This window comes from Pseudomonas sp. B21-054 (assembly GCF_026016345.1).
Lineage (GTDB): Bacteria > Pseudomonadota > Gammaproteobacteria > Pseudomonadales > Pseudomonadaceae > Aquipseudomonas.
Genome location: NZ_CP087204.1, coordinates 3,123,247 through 3,147,733, shown reverse-complemented (window position 1 = coordinate 3,147,733; position 24,487 = coordinate 3,123,247). Strand labels below are relative to the sequence as shown.

24 protein-coding genes are annotated in these 24,487 nt (G+C 63.0%); 18 read left to right on the top strand and 6 right to left on the bottom strand.

Annotation, left to right across the window (positions count from 1 at the left end; all coding sequences use genetic code 11):
* Nucleotides 1–7: 7 nt before the first annotated feature.
* Nucleotides 8–214 carry a tautomerase family protein gene (locus tag LOY70_RS14165; protein WP_025213530.1) on the top strand — a complete coding sequence of 69 codons (207 nt, stop codon included), beginning with the start codon at nucleotides 8–10 and terminating at the stop codon, nucleotides 212–214.
* Between the two features lie 200 nt (nucleotides 215–414).
* Here the strand turns inward: LOY70_RS14165 and LOY70_RS14160 are convergent, their stop codons facing one another.
* Together LOY70_RS14160 and LOY70_RS14155 are read right to left on the bottom strand one after the other, a co-directional pair.
* Nucleotides 415–2,556: a TonB-dependent siderophore receptor gene (locus LOY70_RS14160; RefSeq protein ID WP_265037657.1), complete on the bottom strand. Its 2,142-nt coding sequence runs from the start codon at nucleotides 2,554–2,556 to the stop codon at nucleotides 415–417.
* A gap of 701 nt (nucleotides 2,557–3,257) precedes the next feature.
* Entirely contained in the window at nucleotides 3,258–4,655 is a 1,398-nt protein-coding gene (locus LOY70_RS14155; protein ID WP_265037656.1) for a PLP-dependent aminotransferase family protein, read from the bottom strand.
* A 142-nt stretch (nucleotides 4,656–4,797) separates the two neighbouring features.
* On the opposite strand from LOY70_RS14155, the gene LOY70_RS14150 reads away from it, so the two are divergent.
* The 17 genes from LOY70_RS14150 (at nucleotide 4,798) to LOY70_RS14070 (ending at nucleotide 20,127) form a co-directional block, all read left to right on the top strand.
* Complete coding sequence (locus LOY70_RS14150) at nucleotides 4,798–5,964, top strand: MFS transporter (RefSeq protein ID WP_265037655.1); 1,167 nt, start codon at nucleotides 4,798–4,800, stop codon at nucleotides 5,962–5,964.
* A 78-nt stretch (nucleotides 5,965–6,042) separates the two neighbouring features.
* Complete coding sequence (locus tag LOY70_RS14145; protein WP_265037654.1) at nucleotides 6,043–6,714, top strand: GntR family transcriptional regulator; 672 nt, start codon at nucleotides 6,043–6,045, stop codon at nucleotides 6,712–6,714.
* Between the two features lie 108 nt (nucleotides 6,715–6,822).
* Nucleotides 6,823–7,755 (top strand): 4-hydroxyproline epimerase, encoded by a 933-nt coding sequence (locus LOY70_RS14140; protein WP_265037653.1) that lies wholly within the window; start codon nucleotides 6,823–6,825, stop codon nucleotides 7,753–7,755.
* Complete coding sequence (locus LOY70_RS14135) at nucleotides 7,752–8,867, top strand: NAD(P)/FAD-dependent oxidoreductase (protein WP_265037652.1); 1,116 nt, start codon at nucleotides 7,752–7,754, stop codon at nucleotides 8,865–8,867. The genes LOY70_RS14140 and LOY70_RS14135 overlap by 4 nt, the downstream gene beginning before the upstream one ends.
* Nucleotides 8,860–9,096 (top strand): (2Fe-2S)-binding protein, encoded by a 237-nt coding sequence (locus tag LOY70_RS14130; protein WP_265037651.1) that lies wholly within the window; start codon nucleotides 8,860–8,862, stop codon nucleotides 9,094–9,096. Before LOY70_RS14135 ends, LOY70_RS14130 begins: the two co-directional genes overlap by 8 nt.
* Nucleotides 9,093–10,349 (top strand): FAD/NAD(P)-binding oxidoreductase, encoded by a 1,257-nt coding sequence (locus LOY70_RS14125; RefSeq protein WP_265037650.1) that lies wholly within the window; start codon nucleotides 9,093–9,095, stop codon nucleotides 10,347–10,349. Before LOY70_RS14130 ends, LOY70_RS14125 begins: the two co-directional genes overlap by 4 nt.
* Before the next feature lie 264 nt (nucleotides 10,350–10,613).
* Nucleotides 10,614–11,363: an AraC family transcriptional regulator gene (locus tag LOY70_RS14120; RefSeq protein WP_265037649.1), complete on the top strand. Its 750-nt coding sequence runs from the start codon at nucleotides 10,614–10,616 to the stop codon at nucleotides 11,361–11,363.
* Nucleotides 11,364–11,594: 231 nt separating this feature from the next.
* Nucleotides 11,595–12,413 carry a transporter substrate-binding domain-containing protein gene (locus LOY70_RS14115; RefSeq protein ID WP_265037648.1) on the top strand — a complete coding sequence of 273 codons (819 nt, stop codon included), beginning with the start codon at nucleotides 11,595–11,597 and terminating at the stop codon, nucleotides 12,411–12,413.
* A 10-nt stretch (nucleotides 12,414–12,423) separates the two neighbouring features.
* Entirely contained in the window at nucleotides 12,424–14,202 is a 1,779-nt protein-coding gene (locus LOY70_RS14110) for an aconitase family protein (protein ID WP_265037647.1), read from the top strand.
* Nucleotides 14,195–14,860, top strand: coding sequence for an amino acid ABC transporter permease (locus tag LOY70_RS14105; RefSeq protein WP_265037646.1), 666 nt, complete (start codon nucleotides 14,195–14,197; stop codon nucleotides 14,858–14,860). Before LOY70_RS14110 ends, LOY70_RS14105 begins: the two co-directional genes overlap by 8 nt.
* Before the next feature lie 9 nt (nucleotides 14,861–14,869).
* Nucleotides 14,870–15,520, top strand: a complete 651-nt coding sequence (locus LOY70_RS14100) for an amino acid ABC transporter permease (protein ID WP_025213518.1) — start codon at nucleotides 14,870–14,872, stop codon at nucleotides 15,518–15,520.
* A complete protein-coding gene (locus LOY70_RS14095) occupies nucleotides 15,513–16,235 on the top strand; it encodes an amino acid ABC transporter ATP-binding protein (protein ID WP_265037645.1) in 723 nt (240 codons plus the stop codon). Before LOY70_RS14100 ends, LOY70_RS14095 begins: the two co-directional genes overlap by 8 nt.
* Nucleotides 16,236–16,343: 108 nt before the next feature.
* The gene (locus LOY70_RS14090) at nucleotides 16,344–17,372 is read left to right on the top strand and encodes a trans-3-hydroxy-L-proline dehydratase (RefSeq protein ID WP_265037644.1); all 1,029 of its coding nucleotides are present in this window, start codon (nucleotides 16,344–16,346) and stop codon (nucleotides 17,370–17,372) included.
* A gap of 184 nt (nucleotides 17,373–17,556) precedes the next feature.
* Complete coding sequence (locus LOY70_RS14085; protein WP_265037643.1) at nucleotides 17,557–18,474, top strand: dihydrodipicolinate synthase family protein; 918 nt, start codon at nucleotides 17,557–17,559, stop codon at nucleotides 18,472–18,474.
* A 219-nt stretch (nucleotides 18,475–18,693) separates the two neighbouring features.
* Nucleotides 18,694–19,248, top strand: coding sequence for a DinB family protein (locus LOY70_RS14080; protein ID WP_265037642.1), 555 nt, complete (start codon nucleotides 18,694–18,696; stop codon nucleotides 19,246–19,248).
* A 25-nt stretch (nucleotides 19,249–19,273) separates the two neighbouring features.
* Nucleotides 19,274–19,624 (top strand): DUF6152 family protein, encoded by a 351-nt coding sequence (locus LOY70_RS14075; protein WP_092327853.1) that lies wholly within the window; start codon nucleotides 19,274–19,276, stop codon nucleotides 19,622–19,624.
* Complete coding sequence (locus tag LOY70_RS14070; protein WP_265037641.1) at nucleotides 19,624–20,127, top strand: DUF6644 family protein; 504 nt, start codon at nucleotides 19,624–19,626, stop codon at nucleotides 20,125–20,127. Before LOY70_RS14075 ends, LOY70_RS14070 begins: the two co-directional genes overlap by 1 nt.
* A gap of 54 nt (nucleotides 20,128–20,181) precedes the next feature.
* Here LOY70_RS14070 and LOY70_RS14065 read toward each other — a convergent pair whose 3' ends face one another.
* The 4 genes from LOY70_RS14065 to LOY70_RS14050 form a co-directional block, all read right to left on the bottom strand.
* A complete protein-coding gene (locus LOY70_RS14065) occupies nucleotides 20,182–21,246 on the bottom strand; it encodes a 2,3-butanediol dehydrogenase (RefSeq protein WP_265038053.1) in 1,065 nt (354 codons plus the stop codon).
* A gap of 84 nt (nucleotides 21,247–21,330) precedes the next feature.
* A complete protein-coding gene (locus tag LOY70_RS14060; RefSeq protein ID WP_265037640.1) occupies nucleotides 21,331–22,443 on the bottom strand; it encodes an acetoin dehydrogenase dihydrolipoyllysine-residue acetyltransferase subunit in 1,113 nt (370 codons plus the stop codon).
* Nucleotides 22,443–23,459 (bottom strand): alpha-ketoacid dehydrogenase subunit beta, encoded by a 1,017-nt coding sequence (locus tag LOY70_RS14055; RefSeq protein WP_265037639.1) that lies wholly within the window; start codon nucleotides 23,457–23,459, stop codon nucleotides 22,443–22,445. The genes LOY70_RS14060 and LOY70_RS14055 overlap by 1 nt, the downstream gene beginning before the upstream one ends.
* Nucleotides 23,460–23,508: 49 nt before the next feature.
* A complete protein-coding gene (locus LOY70_RS14050) occupies nucleotides 23,509–24,486 on the bottom strand; it encodes a thiamine pyrophosphate-dependent dehydrogenase E1 component subunit alpha (RefSeq protein WP_265037637.1) in 978 nt (325 codons plus the stop codon).
* Nucleotide 24,487: the final 1 nt, after the last annotated feature.

Sequence of the window (24,487 nt, the reverse complement as noted above, 5' to 3'; positions counted from 1 at the left end):
GTGCAACATGCCTTTCGTCAATGTGCGTATTACCCGCGACGGCGTTACCCGCGAGCAGAAAGCCCAGGTGATTTCAGAAATCACCGAAACCCTCCAGCGCGTGCTGGGCAAGGACCCGCACTTGACCCATATCGTGATCGAGGAGGTCGATACGGATAACTGGGGGTATGCGGGGATGACGACCACGGAGTATCGAAGTCTTCCCAAGGAATAATGTTTTCGCCCTTACGAGCCCGGTCCAACTGCCCGGTTTTTTGTATCAGCCAACCCGATGACCTGTGGGAGCGAGCTTGCTCGCGATCGCGATGCATCAGTCACATCTGAGTTGGCTGACATGCCGCTATCGCGAGCAAGCTCGCTCCCACAGAAAAACCCCGGAGGCAGAACCTTCGGGGTTTTCATGACGCATTGGACTCAGAGCGTGTAGGAAATACCGGCCTGCACGGTCCGCGGTGCACCTGGATAGGCGTAGACGTTACCGAACGCGCCTTCCTCGTAGTCGGCGTCGAACAGGTTCTTCAGGTCCAGGTTAAGGCGAATCCGCTCGTTGACCTTGTAGTAGCCGAGCAAGTCGACGACGGTGTAGCTGTCCATGGAGAACGCATTGGCCGCTGTCTGGCCGGCCCGTTCATCAACGTACTTGGCACCTAATCCCAGGCCCAACCCCTTGAGACCGCCGTCCTGGAACTCATAGACGTTGAGCAGACTGAAGGTATTCTTGGGAACGTTGAGCAAACGCGTACCGGTAGGGATATTGGCGTCCTTGGTCACCTCGGCGTCGACATAAGCGTAGCCACCGATCATGCGCCATTGCGGCGTCAGGTTGCCCGCGACGTTCAAGTCAAAACCACGGCTGCGCACCTCACCAGCGGCCACGCTGAATGTGGAATCCACCGGGTCCGTGGTGAGCACATTGCGTTTTTCGATCTGATACACCGCCGCATCGACGCTCAACTGACGATCCAGTGCTTCCCATTTGACGCCCATCTCATAGGACTTGCCCTCTTCCGGCTTGAACCCGCCACCCTGGCGACTGGCACCGTTATTGGGTTTGAAAGAACGGGCAGTGTTGGCGTAGACGGCTACCGTGTCGGTCAAATCATAGAGCACACCCAGGCGCGGGGTGACCGCGCTGTCAGTGACATCCCAGTTTCTGCTGCCGGGCGGGTTCTGGGGGACGAAACTTTCGTACTCATGCTCAAACCGTTCGAAACGCGCGCCGGCCAACAACTTCAAGCGTTCGGTAAGCGCCACCTGGTCCTGGATGAACACACCAAAGGTCTTGAGATTTTCCTGGTCGTGGGTGGGGGTACGGGTCAGCGCCGGGCGTGGCTGGCCATACACCGGATCGAAGATGTCAATCGGATAGGCGCCAGCCCCCGCCGCCGAACGTTGAATGATGGATTGGTAGTCGTAGTCTTCGTACTCGATGCCCGTCAGCAACGTGTGCTCGAATCCTGCGGTGGAAAAGTGTCCGGTGAGGTTCAACTGGGTATCACGGTCGGTCCATTCCAGTTTGCGATAGTTGAAATTGCGGCCCAAGGTGCGTCCATCGGCAGCGATGCCGTTGCCTTCCACCGCATTGCCCTGCAACGTGCCATCGAGCCACTGCGTGCCGCCGGCCAGGGTCCAGTCCTCGTTGAGCATGTGTTCGAAACGCACCTGCAACATGTTGTTGTCATTGTGTAGCTTGCCGGCGTCTTTTTCGCCGAAGAACGTATCGCGCGACGCGGTGCCGCGCTGGCCGGGATAGTGGGTCAGGCCACGGTCCAGCGGCGCATTGTTGCGCATGAAATCGCCTTCGAAGGTCAGGCGCGTAGTGTCGTTGACCTGCCAGGTCACCACGGGTGCGACGCCATAGCGCTCGGTCTCGACATGGTCGCGGAAGGTGTCACCGCCCTCGCCGATCACGTTCAGGCGATAAGCCAGGCGCCCTTCTTCGTCCAGCGGTCCGGACGCGTCCAGCGTACCGCGCCGCATCCCCTGGTCGCTGACCTGGCTGCCCAGGGTTACCGTGCGCTCGGCCAACGGTTGTTTGGACACGACGTTGAAGGTACCGCCCGGATCGCCACGGCCGTACAGCATGGTCGCCGGGCCTCGCAGCACTTCCAAGCGCTCGATGGTGTTGGCGTCGGGCATGTTCGGGTAGCCACGGTTGATCGGGAAACCGTTGCGGTAAAACTCACCGGTGGTGAAGCCGCGCACGGTGAACGTGGTCAGGCCCTGGCCACCGAAGTTATTGGCCCGGCCTACCCCGCCGGCGTAATCGAGAGCGTCCTGCAGGCGCGTGGCGCCGAGGTCTTCGACCACGTCACGGGATACTACGGAGATGGATTGTGGGGTTTCATGGATCGCCGTGTCGGTACGGGTGGCGCTGGCTGATCGGGTGGCGTGGTAGCCCTTTACCGGTCCCTGTGCTGATTCGTAGTCTGAAGCGCCGACGATATCCGTGGCTTGTAGCTCAAGGGATGCCGGCTTGGCAGGGATTGGCTCTTCAGCCCAGGTGGAAGCGGAATAAGCCTGGAGCATACACAGTGAAACGAGAATCCGACGCATCGATGCACAATCCTACTGAAAAAAAAGCCTCCGCATTGGAGGCTGACAGAATGTGTCGTGAAAGATACAGCAACTCATTAACGTTTGACATAGATTCCCATTAACGCTGGGTTTTTTTGCTCTTTTTGGGGTAGGTTCGTGTGTATATCCGTTGCTGCGGTAACGGCCGCTGGCGGTTCCGCCCTTACGGCGGGTCACTTTCGAAAAGCGCGAAAGTAACCAAAGCGCTTTTGCCCCACCACTCGGCACCTCGCCTAGGCTCGGTGTGCCCGAACGCAGGCATTGCTCCGTGGGCCCGCCGCGAAGGGCCATCCATGGCCCAGCGCGGCTAACCCGGCATCCATGCCGGGTTGCCCACTGCGCAATGCCTGCGTTCGGCCAGCGTGGTTTAACGGGGCGCCTAAGATCAAAAGCACACGCGAGGCGGCCTTATAGCCGACCTGGTTTGGAGTGAACGCGTTCCTCCTGTGGGAGCGAGCTTGCTCGCGATGGCGATGCTACTGTCGATGAAGATGTTGAATGGACTGGCCTCATCGCGAGCAAGCTCGCTCCCACATGGATTTGTGGGGGCTTACGGTATCTGCACACGACACAGAAACCTGTGGGAGCGAGCTTGCTCGCGATAGCGATGGTTCAGCCACATGGATACTGGAGGTTTCCTGCTGTTGCTGTTAAAACGAAATCAAAAAAATTGCCCATCACTACAACACGGATACCGCCCCAATCGACTCCTGTGCAACCCGCTGGAAAAACCTCTGCGCCCGAACATCCTGGGTATACGCCACATTCAACCGCAGCCAATCGCACCCCTCCCCCTGTGGCAGGAACGTCGAGCCCTGGGACAGTTGGATGTGCAACTCCCGGGCAATCTGCTGCACCCGCGGTGCATCGAGCCGTCGAGGCCTGGCCCAGATGAACAGCCCTCCCGTCGGCTCGGCAAATACCTCCCAATGCGCAGGCGCCAACTGACGAAGCGTACTCGCCATTTGTTTGTTCAGCCGTTGGCGCAAGCGTTGGATCAACTTGCGATACGCCCCGTTGGCCAACAACGTCGCCACCACGTTTTCGGCCAGCAGCGAACAACCGATGCCGGTCACCATCTTGACCTCGGCCAGGCGGTTGATGATCTCGGGCCGGGCGACCACATAACCGATGCGCAGCGAACTGGACAACGTCTTGGAAAAACTTGCCAGGTAGATCACCCGGTCCAGGGCATCCAGGGTCGCCAGGCGTGACGTCGGGCCATTCTGGAAGTCGGCGTAGATGTCGTCCTCGATGATCCGAAAGTCATGGGCCGTGGCCAGTTGCAGCAAACGGTAAGCCACGCTCGGCGCCAGGCTGGTGCCGGTGGGGTTTTGGTACATGCTGTTGATGAAGAAATACGCGGGTTTGTGCTCCCCCAGCAGTCGTTCCAGGCTGGCGATATCCGGGCCTTGGGCGGTTCGGGGTACCGCCAGGGTCTTGACCCCGTGCAGTTTCAGCAAGTTGAACAGGTTGTAGTAACCGGGGCTTTCCACCAACACCAGGTCACCGGGCTTGAGGAGCGTTCGCACCAGCAGATCAAGGCCGTGGCTGGCGCCTTGGGTGGTGATGATTTGCCCCGGGTCGGCATGAATGTCGATCAGGCCCAGGCGTTTCTGGATGTGCAGGCGCAAGTGAGCGGAGCCCAGCGGGGTGCTGTAGTTGAACAACGCATGATTATCACTGCGCACGACCTGGCGGATGGCCTGGCCCAGGTCGGTGTCGTCACGCCAGGCGTCCGGCAGCCAGCCGCAGCCCAGCTTGAGTTGCGCCGATTCATTGTCGAAAAGGGACCACTTCGCAGTACCCGTTTCAATATCTGGCGCCTGCGGCTGGGATAGCTGCTGGGCCACAAAAAAGCCCGAGCCGTGGCGGGATTCCAAGACGCCGCTGGCCACCAGTTGGTCATAGGCCTTGATCACGCTCGACAGGCTCAGGCCATTTTCCTGGGCCAATTGACGGATAGAGGGCATGCGAGCGCCGGGGCGGATGCCGTGGGACTGTATCCAGCCCATGACGTGGGTCACCAACTGCCGGATCACGGGCTCGGCAGCATTGCGGTCAATGTTCAGGTCCACGGCACGCACTCTCGGCTAAGTGTTCTCGAATTTCGAGCGAACAGTTAAGCACAAATGGCCTCGGTCTGTTCCTTGTTTGCGCAGGACCTGCACCTGATAGTCCTCCAGGACTTCACTCAAGCACCCCAGCTAAGGAACACCCTTGAACCTACCGCATCGACATTCCTGGGGGCTGGCTTTCGGCCTGTGCCTGATCACCCTGGCGGTCAACCTGCAGGCGCCGCTCTACACCACCTACGCGCAGTTGTCCGGCTACGGCGCCGGCGCCACGGCAGTGGCGTTTTCCGGTTATGTGTTGGGCGTGCTGCCGGTGCTGCTGGCTTTCGGCGGGCTGGCCGATCGGGTGGGACGCAAGCCGTTGATCCTGATCGCCCTCGGCCTGTCGATGCTGGCAACTGTGGTGACGTTGCTCTGGCCGAGCCTGGTGGCGCTGGGCGTCGCGCGGCTGATGATGGGGGTCGGTACGGGGCTGGCTTCGGCCACGTCGACCGCCTATATGGCCGAACTCATGGCAACCGGCGACGCCCGCTCGCCAGCCAACCGCGTCACTGCCAGCACCTCCTTGGGTTTTGGCCTGGGCGCAGCCTTGACCAGCCTTTTTCTGGCGGCCCACCACAGCGTCACGCCTGGAAGTTTCTGGTTGCAGCTGATGTTGGCCGCGACGGCGATCGTGGTGGTCTGGCGGCTACCGGACCCGGCGGTGAAAATCAAAACCGCGCCGTTGTTGCGCTTGCCTTTGTTCCCCGTCGGTAGCCTGCCCTACAGTTTTTCCATGCTGCTGGCCTGGGCGACCTCGGGCCTGGTCATCGCCATACTGCCTTCGGTGCTGGCGACCCACGATCTGCAGCAGTGGTCCGGCCTGTCGACTTTCACCGTGATCAGCTGCGGCTTGGTCTTTCAACCTTGGGCTCGTCGCCTGCAACCGGCCCGGGCCACTGGCTTGGGGCTGTTGATCCTGCCGGTGAGCTACGCATTGCTGGCCTGGGGCGCAAGTGTCGGCTCCCTGCTCGCCGTACTGCTTGGCGCGCTGGGCGCCAGCAGTGCGTGCTATGGCTTTCTGTACCTGGGCGGATTGTCAGCCGTCACGGCCATGGCGGGTGTGGAAAAGGCCCGGGTCAGCGCGGGATTCTTCCTGTTCGCCTATGTCGGGTTCAGCATCCCGGTGGTGGTGACCGGATTATTGGCGGATTATTTCGGCGCGGATGTGGCGTTGATATTGTTTGGCGTGGCGCTGGCTGCCGGGGCGTGTGTCACCGGGCTTATCATCGTTAGGACACAGGCCTACGTGACCCATCTGTCCCACGGCTGAGACAGGGGCCGGGACAGCGACACTGCGCCAGCGAAAGTCGTATACCATATCCCCATCTCAGCCGAACGACCCGCCGCCGTGACTTTATCCAAGTTCAATCTGCCTGACCTGGGCAACACCCCCTCCACTTCGGAAATCATCACCCGCCATCTGCGCGATGCCATCGTCGCCGGGCATTTTGCCGAGGATGAGCCCATCCGCCAGGACGACATCGCCCGGCAGTTCAACGTCAGCAAGATTCCCGTGCGCGAAGCCCTCAAGCGCCTGGAGGCCGAGGGACTGGTGATGTTCCAGCGCAATCGCGGGGCGATGGTCACGCGGATTTCCGAGGTAGAGCTGGCGCAGATGTTCGAAGTGCGCATGCTGCTGGAAGACAAAGTCCTGCGCCTGGCGATTCCGAACATGACCGAAGAAACCTTCGCCCGGGCCGAAGGCATCTGCCAGGAGTTCATCGGCGAAGATGACGTCGGTCGCTGGGCTGAACTCAATTGGCAATTGCATGCGTGTCTGTACGAGCCGGCACAACGGCCGTTTCTGGTCGGCCTTATCCGTTCGGTCCACGACAAACTGGAGCGTTATCTGCGCATGCAGATGAGTCTTTCGGCGGGCAAGGAGCGGGCCGATCACGAGCACCGGGAAATCATCAAGGCCTGCCGCGCCGGGGATGTCGAGCGCGCGGTCGGCCTGCTGGACGAACACATCGCCGGTGTCTGCAAGACCCTGTTCGAGTTCCTGCCCTCCAGTCATTGAATCGGCACTGTGCCGATTTCGTCATGCGCGGCAGATAAATCCATCAAGCCGCCGCCCCCCGGCGCGGGCCACGCTTACCGTCACTCACCTGAACGGACGTGGCCCTCCATGAAACGCATCACCGTGATCGACTCCCATACCGGCGGCGAACCGACCCGTCTGGTTACCGACGGTTTTCCTGACCTGGGCCAGGGCAGCATGGCCGAGCGCAGGCAGCGTCTGGCCGAGCAACACGATGCCTGGCGCACCGCCTGTGTGCTGGAACCTCGGGGCAGCGATGTGCTGGTGGGGGCACTGCTCTGCGAGGCAGTGGACCCGAGTGCCTGTGCCGGGGTGATCTTCTTCAACAACAGCGGCTACCTGGGCATGTGCGGCCACGGCACCATCGGCCTGGTGGCGTCACTGGCCCACCTGGGCAGGATCGGCCCCGGCGTGCACAGCATAGAAACCCCGGTGGGCACGGTACAGGCGACTTTGCATGACGATCAGTCGGTCAGCGTGCGCAACGTACCGGCCTACCGTTATCGCCAGGCGCTACGCCTGGAGGTGCCCGGCATTGGCCCGGTGGTGGGCGACGTGGCCTGGGGGGGCAATTGGTTCTTCCTGATGGCCGAGCATGGTCAGCGCGTGGCGAGTGATAACCTCGACGCGCTGACCGCCTACACCTTTGCCGTGCAGCAAGCCCTGGAACAGCAAGGGTTTCGCGGCGAAGACGGCGGCCTGATCGACCACATCGAACTGTTCGCTGATGACCCTCACGCCGACAGCCGCAACTTCGTGCTCTGCCCCGGCAAGGCCTATGACCGCTCCCCGTGCGGCACCGGCACCAGCGCCAAACTGGCGTGCCTGGCCGCTGACGGCAAGCTGCAACCCGGGCAGATCTGGCGCCAGGCCAGCGTCATCGGCAGCGAATTCGAAGGCTCCTATGAACGCGCGGGCGAGCGCATCGTGCCAACCATCCGGGGCCGCGCCTACATCAGCGCCGAAACCACGCTGATCATCGACGCGGATGACCCGTTCGCCTGGGGCATTCGTCCGTGAGCCAAGGCCTTGTCGCCGACGTGATCGTCATTGGCGCGGGCATCATTGGCGCGGCCTGTGCCCGGGCGTTGGCCCAACGGGGCTTGAAGGTGTTGGTGCTGGACGCCGGCTGGCATGGCGCCACGGCGGCCGGCATGGGCCATCTGCTGGTGCTGGATGACAACGCGGCGGAACTGGCCCTCAGTCAATACTCCTTGCAGCGCTGGCGCGAACTGGCCCCAGCCCTGCCCGAGGGCTGCGCCTGGCGCAACAACGGCACCCTGTGGCTGGCGGCCAATGCCGAGGAAATGGCGGTGGCCCACAGTAAGTACCTGAACCTGCTGGCCCATGGTGAAGCCTGTGAACTGATCGGCCACGCCGCGCTGCGCCAGCGTGAACCCGAGCTGCGCGAAGGCCTGGAAGGCGGGTTGCTGATCAAGGGCGACGGCATCCTGTATGCCCCGGCTGCCGCTCGCTGGATGCTGGACGCGGCCAACATTCGCCAGCAAAGCGCGCGGGTCAGCGAGGTGGACGGTCACCGCGTGCGCCTCGACGACGGGCGTTGGTTGAGCGCCGAAGCGGTGGTGCTCGCCAATGGTATCCAGGCCACCGAGCTGTGCCCGGAACTGCCCATCGAACCGAAAAAGGGTCACTTGTTGATCACCGATCGCTACCCCGCCACCGTCACCCATACTTTGGTGGAGCTGGGTTATGTCACCAGCGCCCACAACGCCAGCGGCCCATCGGTGGCGTGCAATATCCAGCCTCGCCCGACCGGGCAATTGTTCATCGGTGCCTCGCGGCAGTTCGGCAGCCTCGATCCGCAGGTGGAGGGCTGGATGCTGGCGAAGATGCTCAAGCGCGCCGTGGACTACATGCCCGGCCTGGCGCAACTCAACGGCATCCGCGCCTGGACCGGCTTTCGCGCCGCCAGTCCGGATGGCCTGCCACTGGTGGGGCAGCACCCGCAACGCCAAGGCCTGTGGCTGGCAGTGGGTCACGAGGGCCTGGGGGTCACAACGGCGCCCGCAACGGCTGACCTGCTGGTCGCGCAACTGTTCAACGAAACCTCACCGCTGGCCCCTCAGGCTTACCTGCCCCAGCGTTTTCTGGGAGAACCGGTCTATGCCTGAAGTGTTTTTGGACGGCCGTCCCCTGTCGGTGGCCAACGGCACCAGCGTCGCAGCGGCATTGGCCTTGGGCTCTGACGGTTGCAGCCGCACATCAATCAGCGGCCAGCGCCGCGCGCCCCTTTGCGGCATGGGCATTTGTCAGGAATGCCGAGTGATGATCGACGGCTATCGGCGCCTGGCCTGTCAGACGGTATGCCGCGACGGTATGCAGGTGCAAACCCTACCATGAACGAAATCACCGACCTGTTGATCATTGGCGCCGGCCCTGCTGGCATGGCTGCCGCCCTGGCTGCGGCACCCAGCGGCGCGCGTATCGTGCTGCTGGACGACAATCCGCTGCCCGGCGGACAGATCTGGCGTGACGGCCCCCAGGCCAACCTGCCCGGCAAAGCTCGACGCCTGCGGGATCAACTGCGGGCCTGCGCCAACGTACGTTGCCATGCCGGCACCCGGGTGATCGCCTGCGCCACAGACAAAACCCTGCTGGTGGAAGATGCCGAGCGCGGCTGGCAGATCACCTACGACCGCTTGATCCTCTGCACCGGCGCCCGTGAATTGCTACTGCCCTTCCCTGGGTGGACGCTGCCTGGGGTGACCAGTGCGGGCGGTTTGCAGGCGCTGATCAAGGGCGGTTTGCCCGTGCGCGGCGAACGGCTGGTGATCGCCGGTAGCGGGCCCTTGTTGCTGGCCAGTGCCGCCACGGCGAAGCAGCATGGTGCACAGGTGTTGCGGATCGCCGAACAAGCCAGTCGGGCCAACGTGCTGGGTTTCGCCACGCAATTGCCACGCTGGCCAGGCAAATTCTTTCAATCGTTCAGTTTGTTCGACCACCATTACCGCACCGACACCCATGTGCTGGAGGCCCTGGGCCGCGAGCGCCTCGAGGGCGTGCGCTTGCTGCACCAAGGCAAGACCATTGAACTGGCCTGCGACCGCCTGGCCTGTGGCTTCGGGCTGATTCCCAATACCGAGCTCGGCCAGGTCTTGGGCTGCGCGCTCGAAGGTCGAGCACTGGCGGTTGATGCCTGGCAAGCGACCAGCCGCCGTGAACATTACGCCGCCGGTGAATGCACTGGTTTCGGTGGCAGCGAACTGGCCCTGGTGGAAGGCGCCATCGCCGGCCACGCCGCGGTCGGTCATACCGCAGCCGCTCAACGCCTCTGGCCACGGCGCGCCCGCTGGCAGGGGTTCGCCCAGGCATTGAACAAAGCCTTCGCCCTCGACGCGCGACTCAAGACCCTGGCCCGCGCCGACACCCTGGTCTGCCGCTGCGAAGACGTGTCGTATGGCGAACTGGCCGGCCATGAAAACTGGCGCGAAGCGAAACTGGCGAGCCGTTGTGGCATGGGCGCCTGCCAGGGCCGAGTGTGCGGCGCAGCGCTGGAACATCTGTTCGGCTGGACCACACCCACACCCCGCCCGCCCTTCAGCCCGGCTCGGATTGGTTCTTTGCTGAGTCTGGAAGAGACACCGCCCACCTGAACCGCACCGAGACTCTAATTAATGTGGGAGCGGGCTTGCTCGCGAAAGCGGTGGCTCAGCTTGCACCGATTTTGAATGTGCCGACGCCTTCGCGAGCAAGCTCGCTCCCACATGGTTTTCTGCGGTGTCTGCTCAATTGGCATCCACCGCGAATACCTGTGGGAGCGAGCTTGCTCGCGATGACGGCGTGACAGACACCTCATCTTCGATTGACACTCCACTATCGCGAACACCCTCGCACCCATAAAAAGGCGATGCTGGACCATGTACCCCACGCTCACCTCCTTCGCCCCCTGCGACCTGGACAACCTGCTGCGCAGCCTGCAACCCATCGCACCGCTGCTCGACACCCTCTCGGACGTGGTGTTTTTCATCAAGGACAATCAGGCCCGCTATGCCTTCGTCAACCAGACGCTGGCCCGGCGCTGTGGCTTCAAGCACAGCGGTGAGCTGCTGGGCCTCACGGCTGAGCAGGTGTTCCCCGAGCGCTTTGGCCCGCTGTACACCGAACAGGATCGGCGGGTGCTGGCCAGCGGCCGGGAACTGGCCGATCAACTCGAGCTGCACCTGTATTACGGCAACCAGCCGGTGTGGTGCCTGACCCACAAGCTTGCGTTGCTCGAACCGAGCGGCCGGATCGTCGGCCTGGCCGGCATTTCCCGCGACTTGCAACTGCCCCAATCCAGCCACCCCGCCTTCCAAAAACTGGCGGCGGTGGATGCCCATATAAAGAGCCACTTCGCCCGCCCTATCAGCCTGGCTGAACTGACCGCCATCGCCGGATTGTCGGTGGCGCAGCTGGAGCGGCACTGCAAACGCATCTTCCAGCTCACGCCCCGGCAGATGATTCACAAGGCGCGACTGGAACAAGCCTCGCGATTGTTACTGGACACGGAGCTGCCGATCACCGACATCGCCTTGCGTTGCGGTTACACCGATCACAGTGCTTTCAGCCGTCAGTTCCGTGCCTTGACCAGTCTTTCGCCCAGTCAGTATCGCGAGACCCAGCACTGACGCTTGTTCCCTATTGGGGCGTTGGCGCCTGAGGCTGCTCCCATCTGTAACACCCTGAACCGGTATCCCCGCTGACTTGCCTGTCACGTTCTCGAATAGAAGCCTCTATATCAGTCCTCTGCAGCCGTTCCTCGAATGATCACCAAACAGGCACGCCGATTGCTTATTTAATATCGTATACGAAATCCTCAATACGATATCTCACCGCATTTATTCGACAGCGAGGCATATATGAAAAACCCAGCACTGGCCGTAGCCCTCAGCATTGTCCTTACGCCCTTATTCATCGCAACCGCCCACGCCGATAAGCTCGACGACATCATCGGCTCCGGCAAACTGCGTTGTGCCGTGACCCTGGACTTCCCACCCATGGGCTTTCGTGACGAAAGCAATAAACCGGTAGGCTTCGACGTGGACTACTGCCACGACCTGGCGAAGGTTCTCGGCGTAGACGCCGAAGTGGTGGAAACGCCGTTCTCCGACCGGATCCCTGCGCTGCTGTCCGGCCGCGCCGATGTCATCGTCGCCTCCACGTCCGACACCTTGGAGCGAGCCAAGACCGTCGGCCTGACTGTGCCCTACTTTGCCTTCCAGATGGTCGTGCTGACCCGCGACAACACCGGCATCAACAGCTACGCCGACCTCAAGGGCAAGGCCCTGGGCAACACCAGTAGCACCTACGAAGCCATTGCCCTGGAGAAAGACCAGAAGAGTTGGGGCAGCGGCAGCTTTCGCGCCTACCAGTCGCAGAACGACACCCTGCTGGCCGTCGCCCAGGGGCACATCGATGCAACGGTGGTGACCAACACCGTGGCGGCCGCAACCATCAAGTCGGGCAAGTACAAGGGCCTGAAGATCGCCGGTGATGCGCCCTACGTCATCGACTATGTGTCCCTCGGCGCCAAGCGCAGCGAGTATGGCCTGATCAACTACCTCAATCTGTTCGTCAACCAACAGGTGCGCACCGGTCGCTACAAGGAGTTGTTCGTCAAATGGGTTGGCACCGACATCCCGCCAGCCAACCTGACCGTGCCGCAGGTTTACTACTGAGGATCGGGGCATGCCAAGCACGCCTGTCCGTTTGAAAGGCCGCAGCCTGGTGGAGGGTGCCGCCCAGGGCACCCTGTTGTTCGCCGACGTGGGCCTGAGTTTCTGGGGCGGGGTCGACCCGGCCAGCGGCGAGGTCATCGACCGGCACCACCCGTTGAGCGGCGAACGCCTGGCCGGGCGCGTGCTGGCGATCCCCAGCGGACGCGGCTCCTGCACCGGTAGCAGCGTATTGATGGAACTGATCAGCAACGGCCACGCACCCGCCGCCCTGGTGCTGGCCGAAGCCGATGAAATCCTGACCCTGGGCGTGCTGGTGGCGCAGGTGATTTTCCAACGTTCCTTGCCGGTGTTGTGCGTGGGCCACGAGGCGTTCGACAGGCTACGCGGCCAAGGCTTTGTGCGGCTCGAGGGAGACAGTCTGACCTTGTCGGGCCGGCGTCCCAACGACCATTGGCATGAGGCGGACGTTCCCTTGCAGCCGTCCCCGCCCTCCACGATCTGCCTCACCGAACAGGACCGGGCGCTGCTCGACGGCCGCCACGGCAAGGCTGCGCAAATCGCGATGCAGATCGTCCTGCGCATGGCCGACATCCAAGGCGCCACGCAACTGCTGGACGTGACCCAGGCCCACATCGACGGCTGCATTTATACCGGCCCGGCCAGCCTGCGCTTTGCCGAACAACTGGTGCAGTGGGGCGCGAAAGTGCGCGTGCCCACCACCCTCAATTCCATTTCCGTGGACCAGCGCCGCTGGCGGGAACTGGGCGTCGATCCGGCCCTGGGCGAACCGGCCGGCGCCTTGGGCGAGGCCTACATGGCGATGGGCGCACAGCTGAGCTACACCTGCGCGCCCTACCTGCTGGACAGCGCGCCCAAGGCCGGCGAGCAAATCGTCTGGGCCGAGTCCAACGCGGTGGTCTACGCCAACAGCGTGCTGGGGGCTCGCACGCAGAAGTACCCGGACTTCCTGGACATCTGCATTGCCCTGTGCGGGCGGGCACCGTTAGCCGGCTGTCATCTCGACGACCAGCGCAAGGCCCGGTTGATCATTGATGTGCCGGGTCTGGGTCGGGTGGACGACAGTTTCTATCCGCTGCTGGGCTACCACATCGGCGGTCTGGCAGGCCGTCGGATCCCGTTGATACGCGGCCTGGAACACGCCGCCCCGACCCTGGACGACCTCAAGGCCTTCGGCGCCGCGTTCGCCACCACCAGCGCTGCGCCGTTGTTCCACATCGCCGGGGTGACACCGGAAGCCCTCGCCCCGGACAACGTCATGGAGGCCGGTGTCAACCTACCGAAGGAAACCATCGATACCACGGGCCTGCTCGCCAGTTGGCGCGAACTGAACAATGCCCGGGACAACCACGTGGATCTGGTTTCCCTGGGTAACCCGCACTTTTCCCTCAGCGAATTCGCTGCCCTGGCGAGCCTTTGCGCAGGCCGGATCAAACACCCGGACGTGGTGTTGGCGATCACCTGCGGCCGTGCGGTGCTGGAACAAGCCCGCGAGGCCGGCCACTTGAGCGCCATCGAGGCCTTCGGCGCGGTGCTGGTGACCGACACTTGCTGGTGCATGTTGGGCGAGCCGGTGATCCCGCCGCACGCCAGCACCTTGATGACTAACTCCGGCAAGTACGCCCATTACGCACCGGGCCTGGTCGGTCGCGGCGTGCACTTTGCCAGCCTCGCTGAATGCGTGGAGGCCGCGTGCACCGCCACGGCCAGCGGCCAGCCGCCAATATGGCTGCAACCCACCGCCCGCACGGGGAGCCCCACCCATGTTTGATTACACGTTCCAATGGCGCCCGGCCCTGCGTGCCCTGCCCGACATGCTCGCCGGGGCCTGGGTCACCTTCGAGACCGCCGCGCTGTCGATGATCTTCGGCGTGTTGATCGCCCTGGTGCTGACGGTGATACGCCAGGCGCGCAACCCATTCCTGCGCGGCGTGGGCAACGGTTGGGTTTCCATCGCCCGTAACACGCCGTCGTTGTTCCAGATCTACATCCTCTACTTCGGCCTCGGCTCCCTAGGGCTGCATGTCAGCTCCTGGCTGGCCTTGCTGGCTGGGATCACGTTCAACAATGCCGGCTACCTGGCGGAAAACTTTCGCGGCGGCCTCAAGGCCGTGCCGAATACGCAGATGCGCGCCGCTCGCTCCCTGGGGATGAGCACCTTCCAAGCCTACCGGATGATCATCGTCCCGCAACTGCTGCGCATCGTCTTCTACCCGTTGACCAACCAAATGGTCTGGGCGGTGTTGATGACGTCCCTGGGGGTGGTGGTCGGCCTGAACAATGACCTCACCGGGGTCACCCAGGAATACAACGTCAAGACCTTCCGCACCTTCGAATATTTCGCCCTCGCGGCGGTGCTGTATTACCTCATCGCCAAGTTGATCGTCGGGCTCGCCCGGTTGTTGTCTTGGCGCCTGTTCCGTTATTGAGGGCTCGTCATGTTTGAAACCAGCCTCACCGTTAACGACCTGTTGTTCTTGCTCGACGGGGCCTGGGTCACGCTGCAACTGACCGTGTGGTCGATCCTGCTGGGGACCCTGGCCGGTTTGCTGTTCGGCCTGTTGCGGGCGCTGATGCCGCGCGCCAGCCTGCCACTGGCCTGGGTGTTGGACGTGTTTCGCAGCGTGCCGCTGCTGATCCAGTTCGTGCTGTTCAACTCCCTCAAGAGCATTGTCGGCCTGAACCTCAGCGCCTTCGCGGTCGGCTGCATCGTGCTCGGGGTCTACGCCGCGGCGTACTTCACCGAAATCGTCCGTGGCGGCGTGCTCGCAGTGCCATTGAGCACCCGGCGGGCCAGCCGTTCCCTGGGCTTGAGCTACCTGCAGGATTTGCGCTTCATCGTCCTGCCGATTGCCACCCGGGTGGCGTTTCCCGGCTGGCTGAACCTGGTGCTGGGCGTGATGAAAGACACCGCGCTGGTGATGTGGATCGGCATCGTCGAATTACTGCGTGCATCGCAAACCATCGTCACGCGCATTCAGGAACCCCTGCTGGTGCTGTGCATCGCGGGCCTCATTTACTACGTCATGAGCCTGGTGGTCGCCCGCCTCGGCGCACGCCTGGAAAGAAGGTGGCAGGAAAATGATTGAGATCGAAAACGTGCACAAATCCTTCGGCGCCCTGGAAGTGGTCAAGGGCGTGAGCCTGACCGTGGACAAGGGTGAAGTGGTGTCGATCATCGGCGGATCGGGCTCCGGCAAGTCGACCCTGCTGATGTGCATCAACGGCCTGGAACCGATCCAGAAAGGCAGCATCCACGTGGACGGCGTCGAGGTTCACGACCGGGCCACCGACCTCAATCGCCTGCGGCAGAAGATCGGCATCGTCTTCCAGCAATGGAATGCCTTCCCCCACCTGACCGTGCTGGAAAACGTGATGCTGGCGCCCCGCAAGGTACTGGGCAAGAGCCTGCAGGACGCCGAGGCCCTGGCGGTGAAACAGCTGGAACACGTAGGCCTGGGGGACAAGCTCAAGGCCTTCCCCGGCAAGTTGTCCGGCGGCCAGCAACAGCGCATGGCCATCGCCCGGGCCCTGGCGATGTCACCGGACTACATGTTGTTCGACGAAGCCACCTCGGCCCTGGACCCGCAACTGGTGGGCGAAGTGCTGGACACCATGCGCATGCTCGCCGAAGACGGCATGACCATGGTGCTGGTGACTCACGAGATTCGCTTTGCCCGGGACGTGTCCGACCGCGTGGCGTTCTTCTGCAATGGCCGAGTTCATGAGATCGGCCCACCGGACCAGGTGATCGGCAACCCGATGCAGCCGGAGACGGCGGCGTTTCTCAAGTCGGTGAAGTAGCGGATGGCCCCTTCGCGAGCAAGCTCGCTCCCACAGGGGAACGCATTTCAATGTGGGAGCGAGCTTGCTCGCGATGAGGCCCGACCAGACAACCCAAGGATTTGATTCATGCGCTCATCAAAAATCATCCATGTAGTCAGTTGCCACGCCGAAGGCGAAGTCGGCGATGTGATCGTCGGCGGTGTCGCGCCACCTCCCGGTGCCACGGTGTGGGAGCAGTCACGCTGGATCGCCCAGGACCAGACCCTGCGCAACTTCGTCCTCAACGAACCCCGTGGCGGTGTGTTCCGTCACGTCAACCTGCTGGTGCCGGCCAAGGACCCACGGGCGCAAATGGCCTGGATCATCATGGAACCGGCCGACACGCCGCCGATGTCCGGCTCCAACTCCCTGTGCGTGGCCACCGTGTTGCTGGACAGCGGCATCCTGCCGATGACCGAACCCCAGACCCACCTGGTGCTGGAAGCGCCGGGAGGCTTGATCGAAGCGGTGGCCGACTGCCGCGACGGCAAGGTACAGCGGGTGGAGATCAAGAACGTACCCTCCTTCGCCGACCGCCTCGATGCCTGGATCGAAGTCGAAGGCCTGGGCTCCCTGCAGGTGGACACCGCCTACGGCGGCGACAGTTTTGTCATCGTCGACGCCCAGCGCCTGGGCTTTGCCATCCGTCCCGATGAAGCCGCCGAGTTGGTGGCGGTGGGCTTGAAAATCACCCGGGCCGCCAACGAACAACTGGGCTTCGTACACCCGTTGAATCCTGATTGGTCGCACATCTCGTTCTGCCAGATCGCCGCGCCCATCGTCCAGGAGAACGGCATCGCCACGGGTGCCAACGCCGTGGTGATCCAGCCCGGCAAGATCGACCGTTCCCCCACCGGCACCGGCTGCTCGGCACGCATGGCGGTGTTGCAGGCCAAGGGCTTGATGCAGGTGGGTGAGCGGTTTATAGGCCGCTCGATCATCGGCTCCGAATTCCACTGCCGCATCGATTCACTGACCGACGTGGCCGGACGCCCGGCGATTTATCCGTGCATTGCCGGGCGCGCGTGGATCACCGGAACCCATCAGCTGCTGCTCGACCCGGCCGACCCGTGGCCGCAGGGCTATCGGCTTTCAGATACCTGGCCTGGCGCATGAATTTTCGATTGTGCAAATCCCCCCTGTGGCGAGGGAATTTATCCCCGCTGGGCTGCGAAGCAGCCCCCTGGACTCCACTGACACACCGAGTTGCCTGTATCAGGACCGCTTCGCGGCCCAACGGGGCGGTGCGACGTTTCGCTAAATCCCCTCGCCACAAACCATTAACCACCGGAGACAACCCATGAGCAAACGCATCAACTGGAGCGGCGTTTTCCCCGCCGTCACCACGCAATTCAACGACGATTTTTCCATCAACCTGGAAAAAACCCACCAAGTGATTTCCAACGTCATCCGTGACGGTGTTTCCGGCCTGGTGGTCTGCGGTTCGGTGGGGGAAAACACCTCCCTGAGCGCCGAGGAAAAAATCGCCGTGACCGAAGTCGCGGTGGACGCCTCTCGCGGCCGCGTGCCGGTGATTTGCGGCGTCGCCGAATTCACCAGCGTGCAAGCCGCCAAGGTCGCCAACGCGGTGCGCAAGGTCGGCGTCGACGGGGTGATGCTGATGCCGGCGCTGGTCTACGGCTCCAAGCCCTTCGAGACCGCCGAGCATTTCCGCTACGTGGCCCGCCACGCCGATGTGCCGCTGATGGTCTACAACAACCCGCCGATCTACAAGAATGACGTGACCCCGGACATCCTGATTTCCCTGGCCGATTGCGACAACGTGGTGTGTTTCAAGGATTCCTCCGGCGATACCCGGCGCTTCATCGACGTGCGCAACGAAGTCGGCGATCGATTTGTACTATTCGCAGGCCTCGATGACGTGGTGCTGGAAAGCCTCGCCGTGGGTGCCGAAGGCTGGGTCTCGGGGATGTCCAACGTGTTCCCGAAAGAAGGCGAAACCATTTTCCGCCTGGCCCGTGCCGGACGCTTTGCCGAGGCGATGCCGATCTATGAATGGCTGATGCCGATCCTGCACCTGGACGCCCGCGCCGACCTGGTGCAATGCATCAAACTGTGCGAAGCCATCGCCGGCCGCGGCAGCGCCCTCACCCGCCCACCACGCCTGGCCCTGCCGGAAGAGGACCGGGCGTATGTGGAACAGATCATGGCCAAGGCCATGGCGAATCGGCCGGCGTTGCCGGATGTGGGGCTTTGACCCCAGAGCATGGCGCCAACTGGCGGTGACTGGGACGCCGCCATCGCGAGCAAGCTCGCTCCCACAGGGATTTGTGGTGAATACACGATAGCGGGGGCATGGGAGTCAAACTGTGGGAGCGAGCTTGCTCGCGATAGCGGTCTGCCTGAACCGGCTATGCTGGATGTGCCGACTAAATCGCGAGCAAGCTCGCTCCCACAAAGCTTGACGAGGCTTCCCATGAATTATTTCCTGGCCCAGGCCCTGAACAACCGATGGGCCAACCACAGGCTGCTCGGCGCCTGCGCGCAGTTGAGCGAGGCTGACTACGCCGCGCCGCGCACGGGGTTCTTCCCGTCCATCCAAGCCACGCTTTGCCACATCCTGGAAGTGGACCGCTATTACCTCACCGCCCTGGAAGGCGACCGAGACGGCCAGATAAAAGATTTCTCCGAGACCCTGGCCTTTGCCCCACTGGTGCATAAGCAGACCCAAACCGACCAGCGGCTTGTGGCCTTCTGCGAATCACTGCGAGAAACAGACCTCGCCCGCTGCGTAGAGCTGGTGCGGGCCGACGGTGTGGTGCGCGAACGAATCGACCGGCTGCTGTTGCACCTGTTCGAACATCAGATCCATCATCGTGGACAGGTCCACACCATGCTCAGCGCCACCCACGTCGCGCCGCCACAACTCGATGAGTTCTTTCTCGATTGCGACCGACCCTTGCGCAAGGACGAGGAACAGCGACTTCAGCTCGATGAACGGCGGGTCTGGCGCGATTACTTGCCTGGTTGAACCGCCCCCAAAAGGAGACCTTGCCATGAACGTTATCCTTCGTTGCATCGGTTTGGCGTCGATGCTGATGGCCACGGCAGCACTCGCTCACCACGGCTGGAGCGAATACGACGCCAGCACCCCCTTGGAACTCGACGGCACCATCAAGGAAGCCGGTTACTCCCATCCCCATGGCTACGTGCGCCTGCAAACCACCGACAAAACCTGGACCGTCGTGCTGGCCCCGCCGTCACGCATGGAGAATCGGGGCCTGACCAAAGACATGCTCAAAGCGGGTAACCGGGCCACCGTGGTCGGCTATGCAAACCGCAACAAACCCGACGAATTGCGCGCCGAACGCATCACCATCGACGACAAGACCACCGAGTTGCGCTGATGCAGGCCTCCCCGGCTGGTGCGACCCAAGGCTGGATGGACCAACTGGCGGATTCATCCCTGGCGGTGGCCATGCGCAGCGAGCTGTGGCTCTACCCGCTGGTGGAAGTCGTGCACATCATCGGCTTTTCGGTGCTGGTGGGCGCGGTGGTGATGTTCGACCTGCGCATCCTGGGGCTGTCCAAGGGCATCGCCGTGACCGCACTGGCCCGTCATCTGCTGACCTGGGCCATTGCGGCCCTGCTGCTGATCGTGCCTGCCGGGCTGATGATGTTCAGCGCGCACCCCCATGACTTTGCCGGCAACGACGTCTTCGTCCTCAAGCTCTGCCTGATCGCGACGGCGGGCCTCAACGCCCTTGTGTTCCACGTTGGAACCTACCGCGGCGTCCAGCAATGGAATATCGGCCACAAGGCACCCGGCCTGGCCAGAATCCAGGCGCTGGTGTCCATGGCGCTATGGATCGCGGTGATCTGCTGCGGCCGCCTGCTGGCTTATACCTGAAAAAAAAGCGATGGCCGCTGCCGGCCATCGCCAAATCGCCCACCACAGGCGCCCTCAGATCCGTGCGGGTGACACGATGATCTTCACGTTGTGCTCCTTGTTGTTCACCAGCTCCTCGAAGCCTTGCCCGACGATTTCCTCCAACTGGATTCGCCCGGTCACCAGTGGCGAGATGTCCAAACGACCATCGGCGATAAAGGCGATCACGTCGGCGAACTCACCGTTGTAGGCCAGGGCGCCGAGCACCTGCTTTTCGGTGGAGACCAGTTCAAAGAAGTTGAATGAACTCGGCTCCTCGAAGATTCCCACCAACACGCATTTTCCGGCCTTGCGGATCAGGTCGATGGCCAGCTTGGCGGTGTGTTTGTTGCCGATGCACTCGAAGCTGACATCGGCACCCAGGCCGCCGGTCAGGCGCCGTACTTCGGCCAGGGCGTCGCATTCGTTCGGATCGATCACATGGTTGGCGCCCACTTCCAGGGCCTTGGCCTTGCGTGCGCCGGACATTTCCAGGGCGATCACCTGCGCCGCGCCGGCGGCCTTGGCGCACATGATCGTGCACAGGCCGATCGTCCCGGCCCCCACGACCACGACGTTCTGGCCCAACAGGCTGCCGGCCTTTTTCACCGCATGCATGCCCACCGCCAACGGCTCGATCAGGGCGCCGGCCTCGGCAGGGAAATCGGCGGGTAATTTGTAAAGCAGGTTGGCCGGTACGTTGACCAGTTCGGCGAACGCACCGTTGTTCATCAGCCCGGTGAACGCCAGGTTTTCGCAGATGTTGTACAGCCCGTGGGTGCAGTAATAGCAGGTGCCGCAGTGCTGGCAGGCATCGGCCGCCACCGGCTCGCCGACGCTGAAGCCCTCCACGCCGGCGCCCAGTTCGACGATCTCGCCGCAGAACTCATGGCCGAGGATGCACTGGCCCTTGATCCCGGTCAGCGGGTGCGGTGCGTCCACCGGGATGAACACCGGCCCGGCCACGTACTCATGCAGGTCGGAACCACAAATACCGCACCATTGCACGCGAATCTGCACCCAACCGGCGGGCGGCGAAATGGGCAGTGGCACGTCTTCGACGCGGATGTCGTTGCGGCCATGCCAGACGGCGGCGCGCATGCTGCGGGTAGGCTTGATTGAAACGTTCATGACGTTACCTCCAGAATTTTTGTAGGGCGACGAATCACCTCGCCGCCCGCTTGATCAGTGCTGTTGAATGAACGCCAGGATCAGCGAGTTGACCTGTTCGGCCGCTTCCATCTGCACCATGTGGCCCTGACCGGGCAGCACCTCGACCTGTGCGCTCAATCCTTCGCTGTGGGTCACTGGAATGATGGCGTCGTCGCTGCCCCAGACCACCAGGGTCGGCACATGGCCGGCCTGTACCACTTCGCGCAGGTCGGTTTGCTGGCGGCCATCGGCGAACAACCTCGCAGACAGCTGTTGCAACGCGGCGTCCACGCCCTCCAGGCGCTTGTACTTGAGCATGTCGTCGAGCATCTGCCGGTTGACCAGCTCGGCATTGGAAAACAGCTGCACCAACTGCGGCTTGAGGGCGTTGCGGTTGGCCGCTTCGACGAAGCCCTGCAAGTAGCTACCGTTGATCTCCGGACCCAGGCCGGCGCTGCCGATCAAGGACAGGGAACGCACCCGCTGGGGCGCCAGCCGTGCGGTGTTCAGCGACACGGCGCCGCCCATGGAATGCCCGACGAGGTGCACAGCGTTGATGTCCAGGTGATCGAGCAAGGCCAGTACCACGCCGCTCAACTCATCCAGATCGCCCCTTTGCAAGACCTTGCCGGACTCGCCATGGCCCGGCAGATCCAGGGCAACCACCCGGCGCCCGGCCGCCAGTGCCTCATGGTTGAACAGCCAGTTGTTCAAGTCGCCACCGAAACCGTGCACCAGCAACAGCGGCGTACCGCCCTCGCCGCGCTCGAAATAGCGGATCACCCGTCCGTCCAGCTCGACTTTCTGCGGTTTCGGCCCGCTATCCTCGGCCGCGGCATCGCCCGGCACGAAGCTGGCCTGGAACTGCTCGATCACCGCCTCGACCTCGGCGTCGCTGGCCTCGCCCTCCACGACAATGCCCAGCAAGGCACCGACCGCCAGGGTTTCATCCTGGCGCGCGATCTGCCGGCGCAAGATCCCGGAGAACGGCGCCTCGACGCTGCTGGAGATCTTGTCCGTCTCGACATCCATCACTTCCTCGCCCTTGGCGATGGCCTGGCCCTCCTCCTTGAGCCAGGCATCGACCCGGCCCTCGGTCATCGACAGGCCCCACTTGGGCATGGTCAGGGTATGAATCTGGCTCATCAGTGCTTGCTCCACTCGATCACGTTGAGCACGGCTTGCTCGATTTTCGCCGCGTCAGGGATGTACAGGTCTTCCAGGGCATCGGAGAACGGCACCGGCGTGTGCGGCGCGGTGACCATTTCGATCGGCGCCTTGAGCGCGCCAAAGGCCTTTTGCGCCACCAGCGAGGAAATATCGGTGGCCATGGAACAGCGCGGGTTGGCCTCGTCGATCACCACCAGGCGCCCGGTCTTCTCCACGCTTTCGAGGATGCTGTCCTCGTCCATCGGGCTGGTGGTGCGCAGGTCGATGACTTCGCAGTCGATACCGCGCCCGGCCAGGCTGCGCGCGGCGTCCATGGCGGTGTTGACCATGCGTCCGTACGACACCAGGGTCACGTCCTTGCCGTCGCGCAGGAAGTTGGCCTCGCCAAAGGGGATGGTGTAGAGCTCTTCCGGCACTTCGCCCTGCATGCTGTAGAGCAACTTGTGCTCGCAGAAGATCACCGGGTCGTTGTCGCGGATCGCCTGGATCAGCAGGCCCTTGGCGTCGTAAGGCGATGACGGGCAGACCACTTTCAGCCCCGGAATGTGCGTCCAAAAGGACGTGAGCATCTGCGAATGCTGGGCCGCGGCGCGCAGGCCGGCGCCGACCATGGTGCGGATCACCAGGGGCGTGGAGGCCTTGCCGCCGAACATGTAGCGAAACTTCGCTGCCTGGTTGAGGATCTGGTCCAGGCAGCAACCGGCAAAATCGACGAACATCAGTTCGCACACAGGGCGCACACCGCAGGTCGCAGCCCCGACGGCCGCGCCGACGTAACCGATCTCCGACAGCGGCGTATCCAGCACGCGCCCCGGGAACTGATCGTAAAGCCCCTTGGTGACGCCGAGCACACCGCCCCAGGCGTCGTTCTCACCGGGGGCGCCGGCACCGCCGGCCACGTCCTCACCCATGATGAAGACACTGGAGTCGCGGCGCATTTCCTGGGCCAACGCCTCGTTGATTGCCTGCTGATAGCTGATTTTTCTCGCCATGATGGGATTCTCTGTTTTTGTTTTAGAGGCTTGTTCGAGCAAGCGGCGTTCAGGGGTAGGAGACGTAGACGTCGGTGAGCAGGTCCGCCGCCGTGGGCTTGGGATCGGACTTGGCCTTGAACACGGCGTTGTCGATCAGCAGCTCCACCTCCTTGTCGATCTGGTCCAGCTGCTCGGCCGACAGCAGCCCGGCCCGGGTGGTGCGTTCGCGGAACTGCATCAGGCAATCCTGGTTCTCGCGGAAATGCTTGACCTCATCCGGCCCCCGGTAGGTCTGGGCATCGCCCTCGAAGTGACCGTAATAGCGTGTCAGCTTGACCTCGATCAGCGACGGCCCCTCCCCGGCCCGGGCGCGTTCGACGGCAGCCCCAGCCGCCTCATGCACGGCAAAGAAGTCAAAGCCATCCACCGTCACCCCGGGCATGCCGAACCCGGCGGCGCGGTCGGCGATGTGATCGCAGGCCACCGACCAATTGGACGCGGTGGCTTCGGCGTAGCCGTTGTTTTCCGCGACGAACAGGCACGGCAGGTTCCACACCGAGGCCATGTTCATGGCCTCGAAGACGGCGCCCTCGTTGGAGCCGCCGTCGCCGAAGAACACCACGGCGACGCTGTCGGTGCCCTTGAGCCGGGCTGCCAAAGCCGCGCCGACCACCAGGGGCGCGCCGGCGCCGACAATGCCATTGGCGCCGAGCATGCCTTTCTCGAAGTCGGCGATATGCATCGAGCCGCCCTTGCCTTGGCAGACGCCGGTTTTCTTGCCGTAGATTTCGGCCATCATCCCGTAGACATCCACGCCCTTGGCGATGCAATGGCCGTGGCCACGGTGGTTGGAGGCGATGCAGTCGTTATCGCCCAAATGAGCCATGACCCCGGCGGCCGAGGCTTCTTCGCCGGCATACAGGTGGACGAAACCGGGAATCTCGCCGGTGGCGAATTCCACGTGCAGGCGCTCTTCGAAGGCGCGGATGGTGCGCATCACCTGGTAGGCGTGCAGCAGTTGATCGTGGGTGAGCGGTGTCGACATT

Excerpts from the sequence above, each read along its gene's own strand:
- LOY70_RS14165 (WP_025213530.1), top strand. The coding sequence starts at position 8 with ATGCCTTTCGTCAATGTGCGTATTACCCGCGACGGCGTTACCCGCGAG.
- LOY70_RS14160 (WP_265037657.1), bottom strand. The coding sequence starts at position 2,556 with ATGCGTCGGATTCTCGTTTCACTGTGTATGCTCCAGGCTTATTCCGCT.
- LOY70_RS14140 (WP_265037653.1), top strand. The coding sequence starts at position 6,823 with ATGAAACGCATCACCGTGATCGACTCCCATACCGGCGGCGAACCGACC.
- LOY70_RS14130 (WP_265037651.1), top strand. The coding sequence starts at position 8,860 with ATGCCTGAAGTGTTTTTGGACGGCCGTCCCCTGTCGGTGGCCAACGGC.
- LOY70_RS14125 (WP_265037650.1), top strand. The coding sequence starts at position 9,093 with ATGAACGAAATCACCGACCTGTTGATCATTGGCGCCGGCCCTGCTGGC.
- LOY70_RS14120 (WP_265037649.1), top strand. The coding sequence starts at position 10,614 with ATGTACCCCACGCTCACCTCCTTCGCCCCCTGCGACCTGGACAACCTG.
- LOY70_RS14115 (WP_265037648.1), top strand. The coding sequence starts at position 11,595 with ATGAAAAACCCAGCACTGGCCGTAGCCCTCAGCATTGTCCTTACGCCC.
- LOY70_RS14110 (WP_265037647.1), top strand. The coding sequence starts at position 12,424 with ATGCCAAGCACGCCTGTCCGTTTGAAAGGCCGCAGCCTGGTGGAGGGT.
- LOY70_RS14105 (WP_265037646.1), top strand. The coding sequence starts at position 14,195 with ATGTTTGATTACACGTTCCAATGGCGCCCGGCCCTGCGTGCCCTGCCC.
- LOY70_RS14100 (WP_025213518.1), top strand. The coding sequence starts at position 14,870 with ATGTTTGAAACCAGCCTCACCGTTAACGACCTGTTGTTCTTGCTCGAC.
- LOY70_RS14095 (WP_265037645.1), top strand. The coding sequence starts at position 15,513 with ATGATTGAGATCGAAAACGTGCACAAATCCTTCGGCGCCCTGGAAGTG.
- LOY70_RS14090 (WP_265037644.1), top strand. The coding sequence starts at position 16,344 with ATGCGCTCATCAAAAATCATCCATGTAGTCAGTTGCCACGCCGAAGGC.
- LOY70_RS14085 (WP_265037643.1), top strand. The coding sequence starts at position 17,557 with ATGAGCAAACGCATCAACTGGAGCGGCGTTTTCCCCGCCGTCACCACG.
- LOY70_RS14080 (WP_265037642.1), top strand. The coding sequence starts at position 18,694 with ATGAATTATTTCCTGGCCCAGGCCCTGAACAACCGATGGGCCAACCAC.
- LOY70_RS14075 (WP_092327853.1), top strand. The coding sequence starts at position 19,274 with ATGAACGTTATCCTTCGTTGCATCGGTTTGGCGTCGATGCTGATGGCC.
- LOY70_RS14070 (WP_265037641.1), top strand. The coding sequence starts at position 19,624 with ATGCAGGCCTCCCCGGCTGGTGCGACCCAAGGCTGGATGGACCAACTG.
- LOY70_RS14065 (WP_265038053.1), bottom strand. The coding sequence starts at position 21,246 with ATGCGCGCCGCCGTCTGGCATGGCCGCAACGACATCCGCGTCGAAGAC.
- LOY70_RS14060 (WP_265037640.1), bottom strand. The coding sequence starts at position 22,443 with ATGAGCCAGATTCATACCCTGACCATGCCCAAGTGGGGCCTGTCGATG.
- LOY70_RS14055 (WP_265037639.1), bottom strand. The coding sequence starts at position 23,459 with ATGGCGAGAAAAATCAGCTATCAGCAGGCAATCAACGAGGCGTTGGCC.
- LOY70_RS14050 (WP_265037637.1), bottom strand. The coding sequence starts at position 24,486 with ATGTCGACACCGCTCACCCACGATCAACTGCTGCACGCCTACCAGGTG.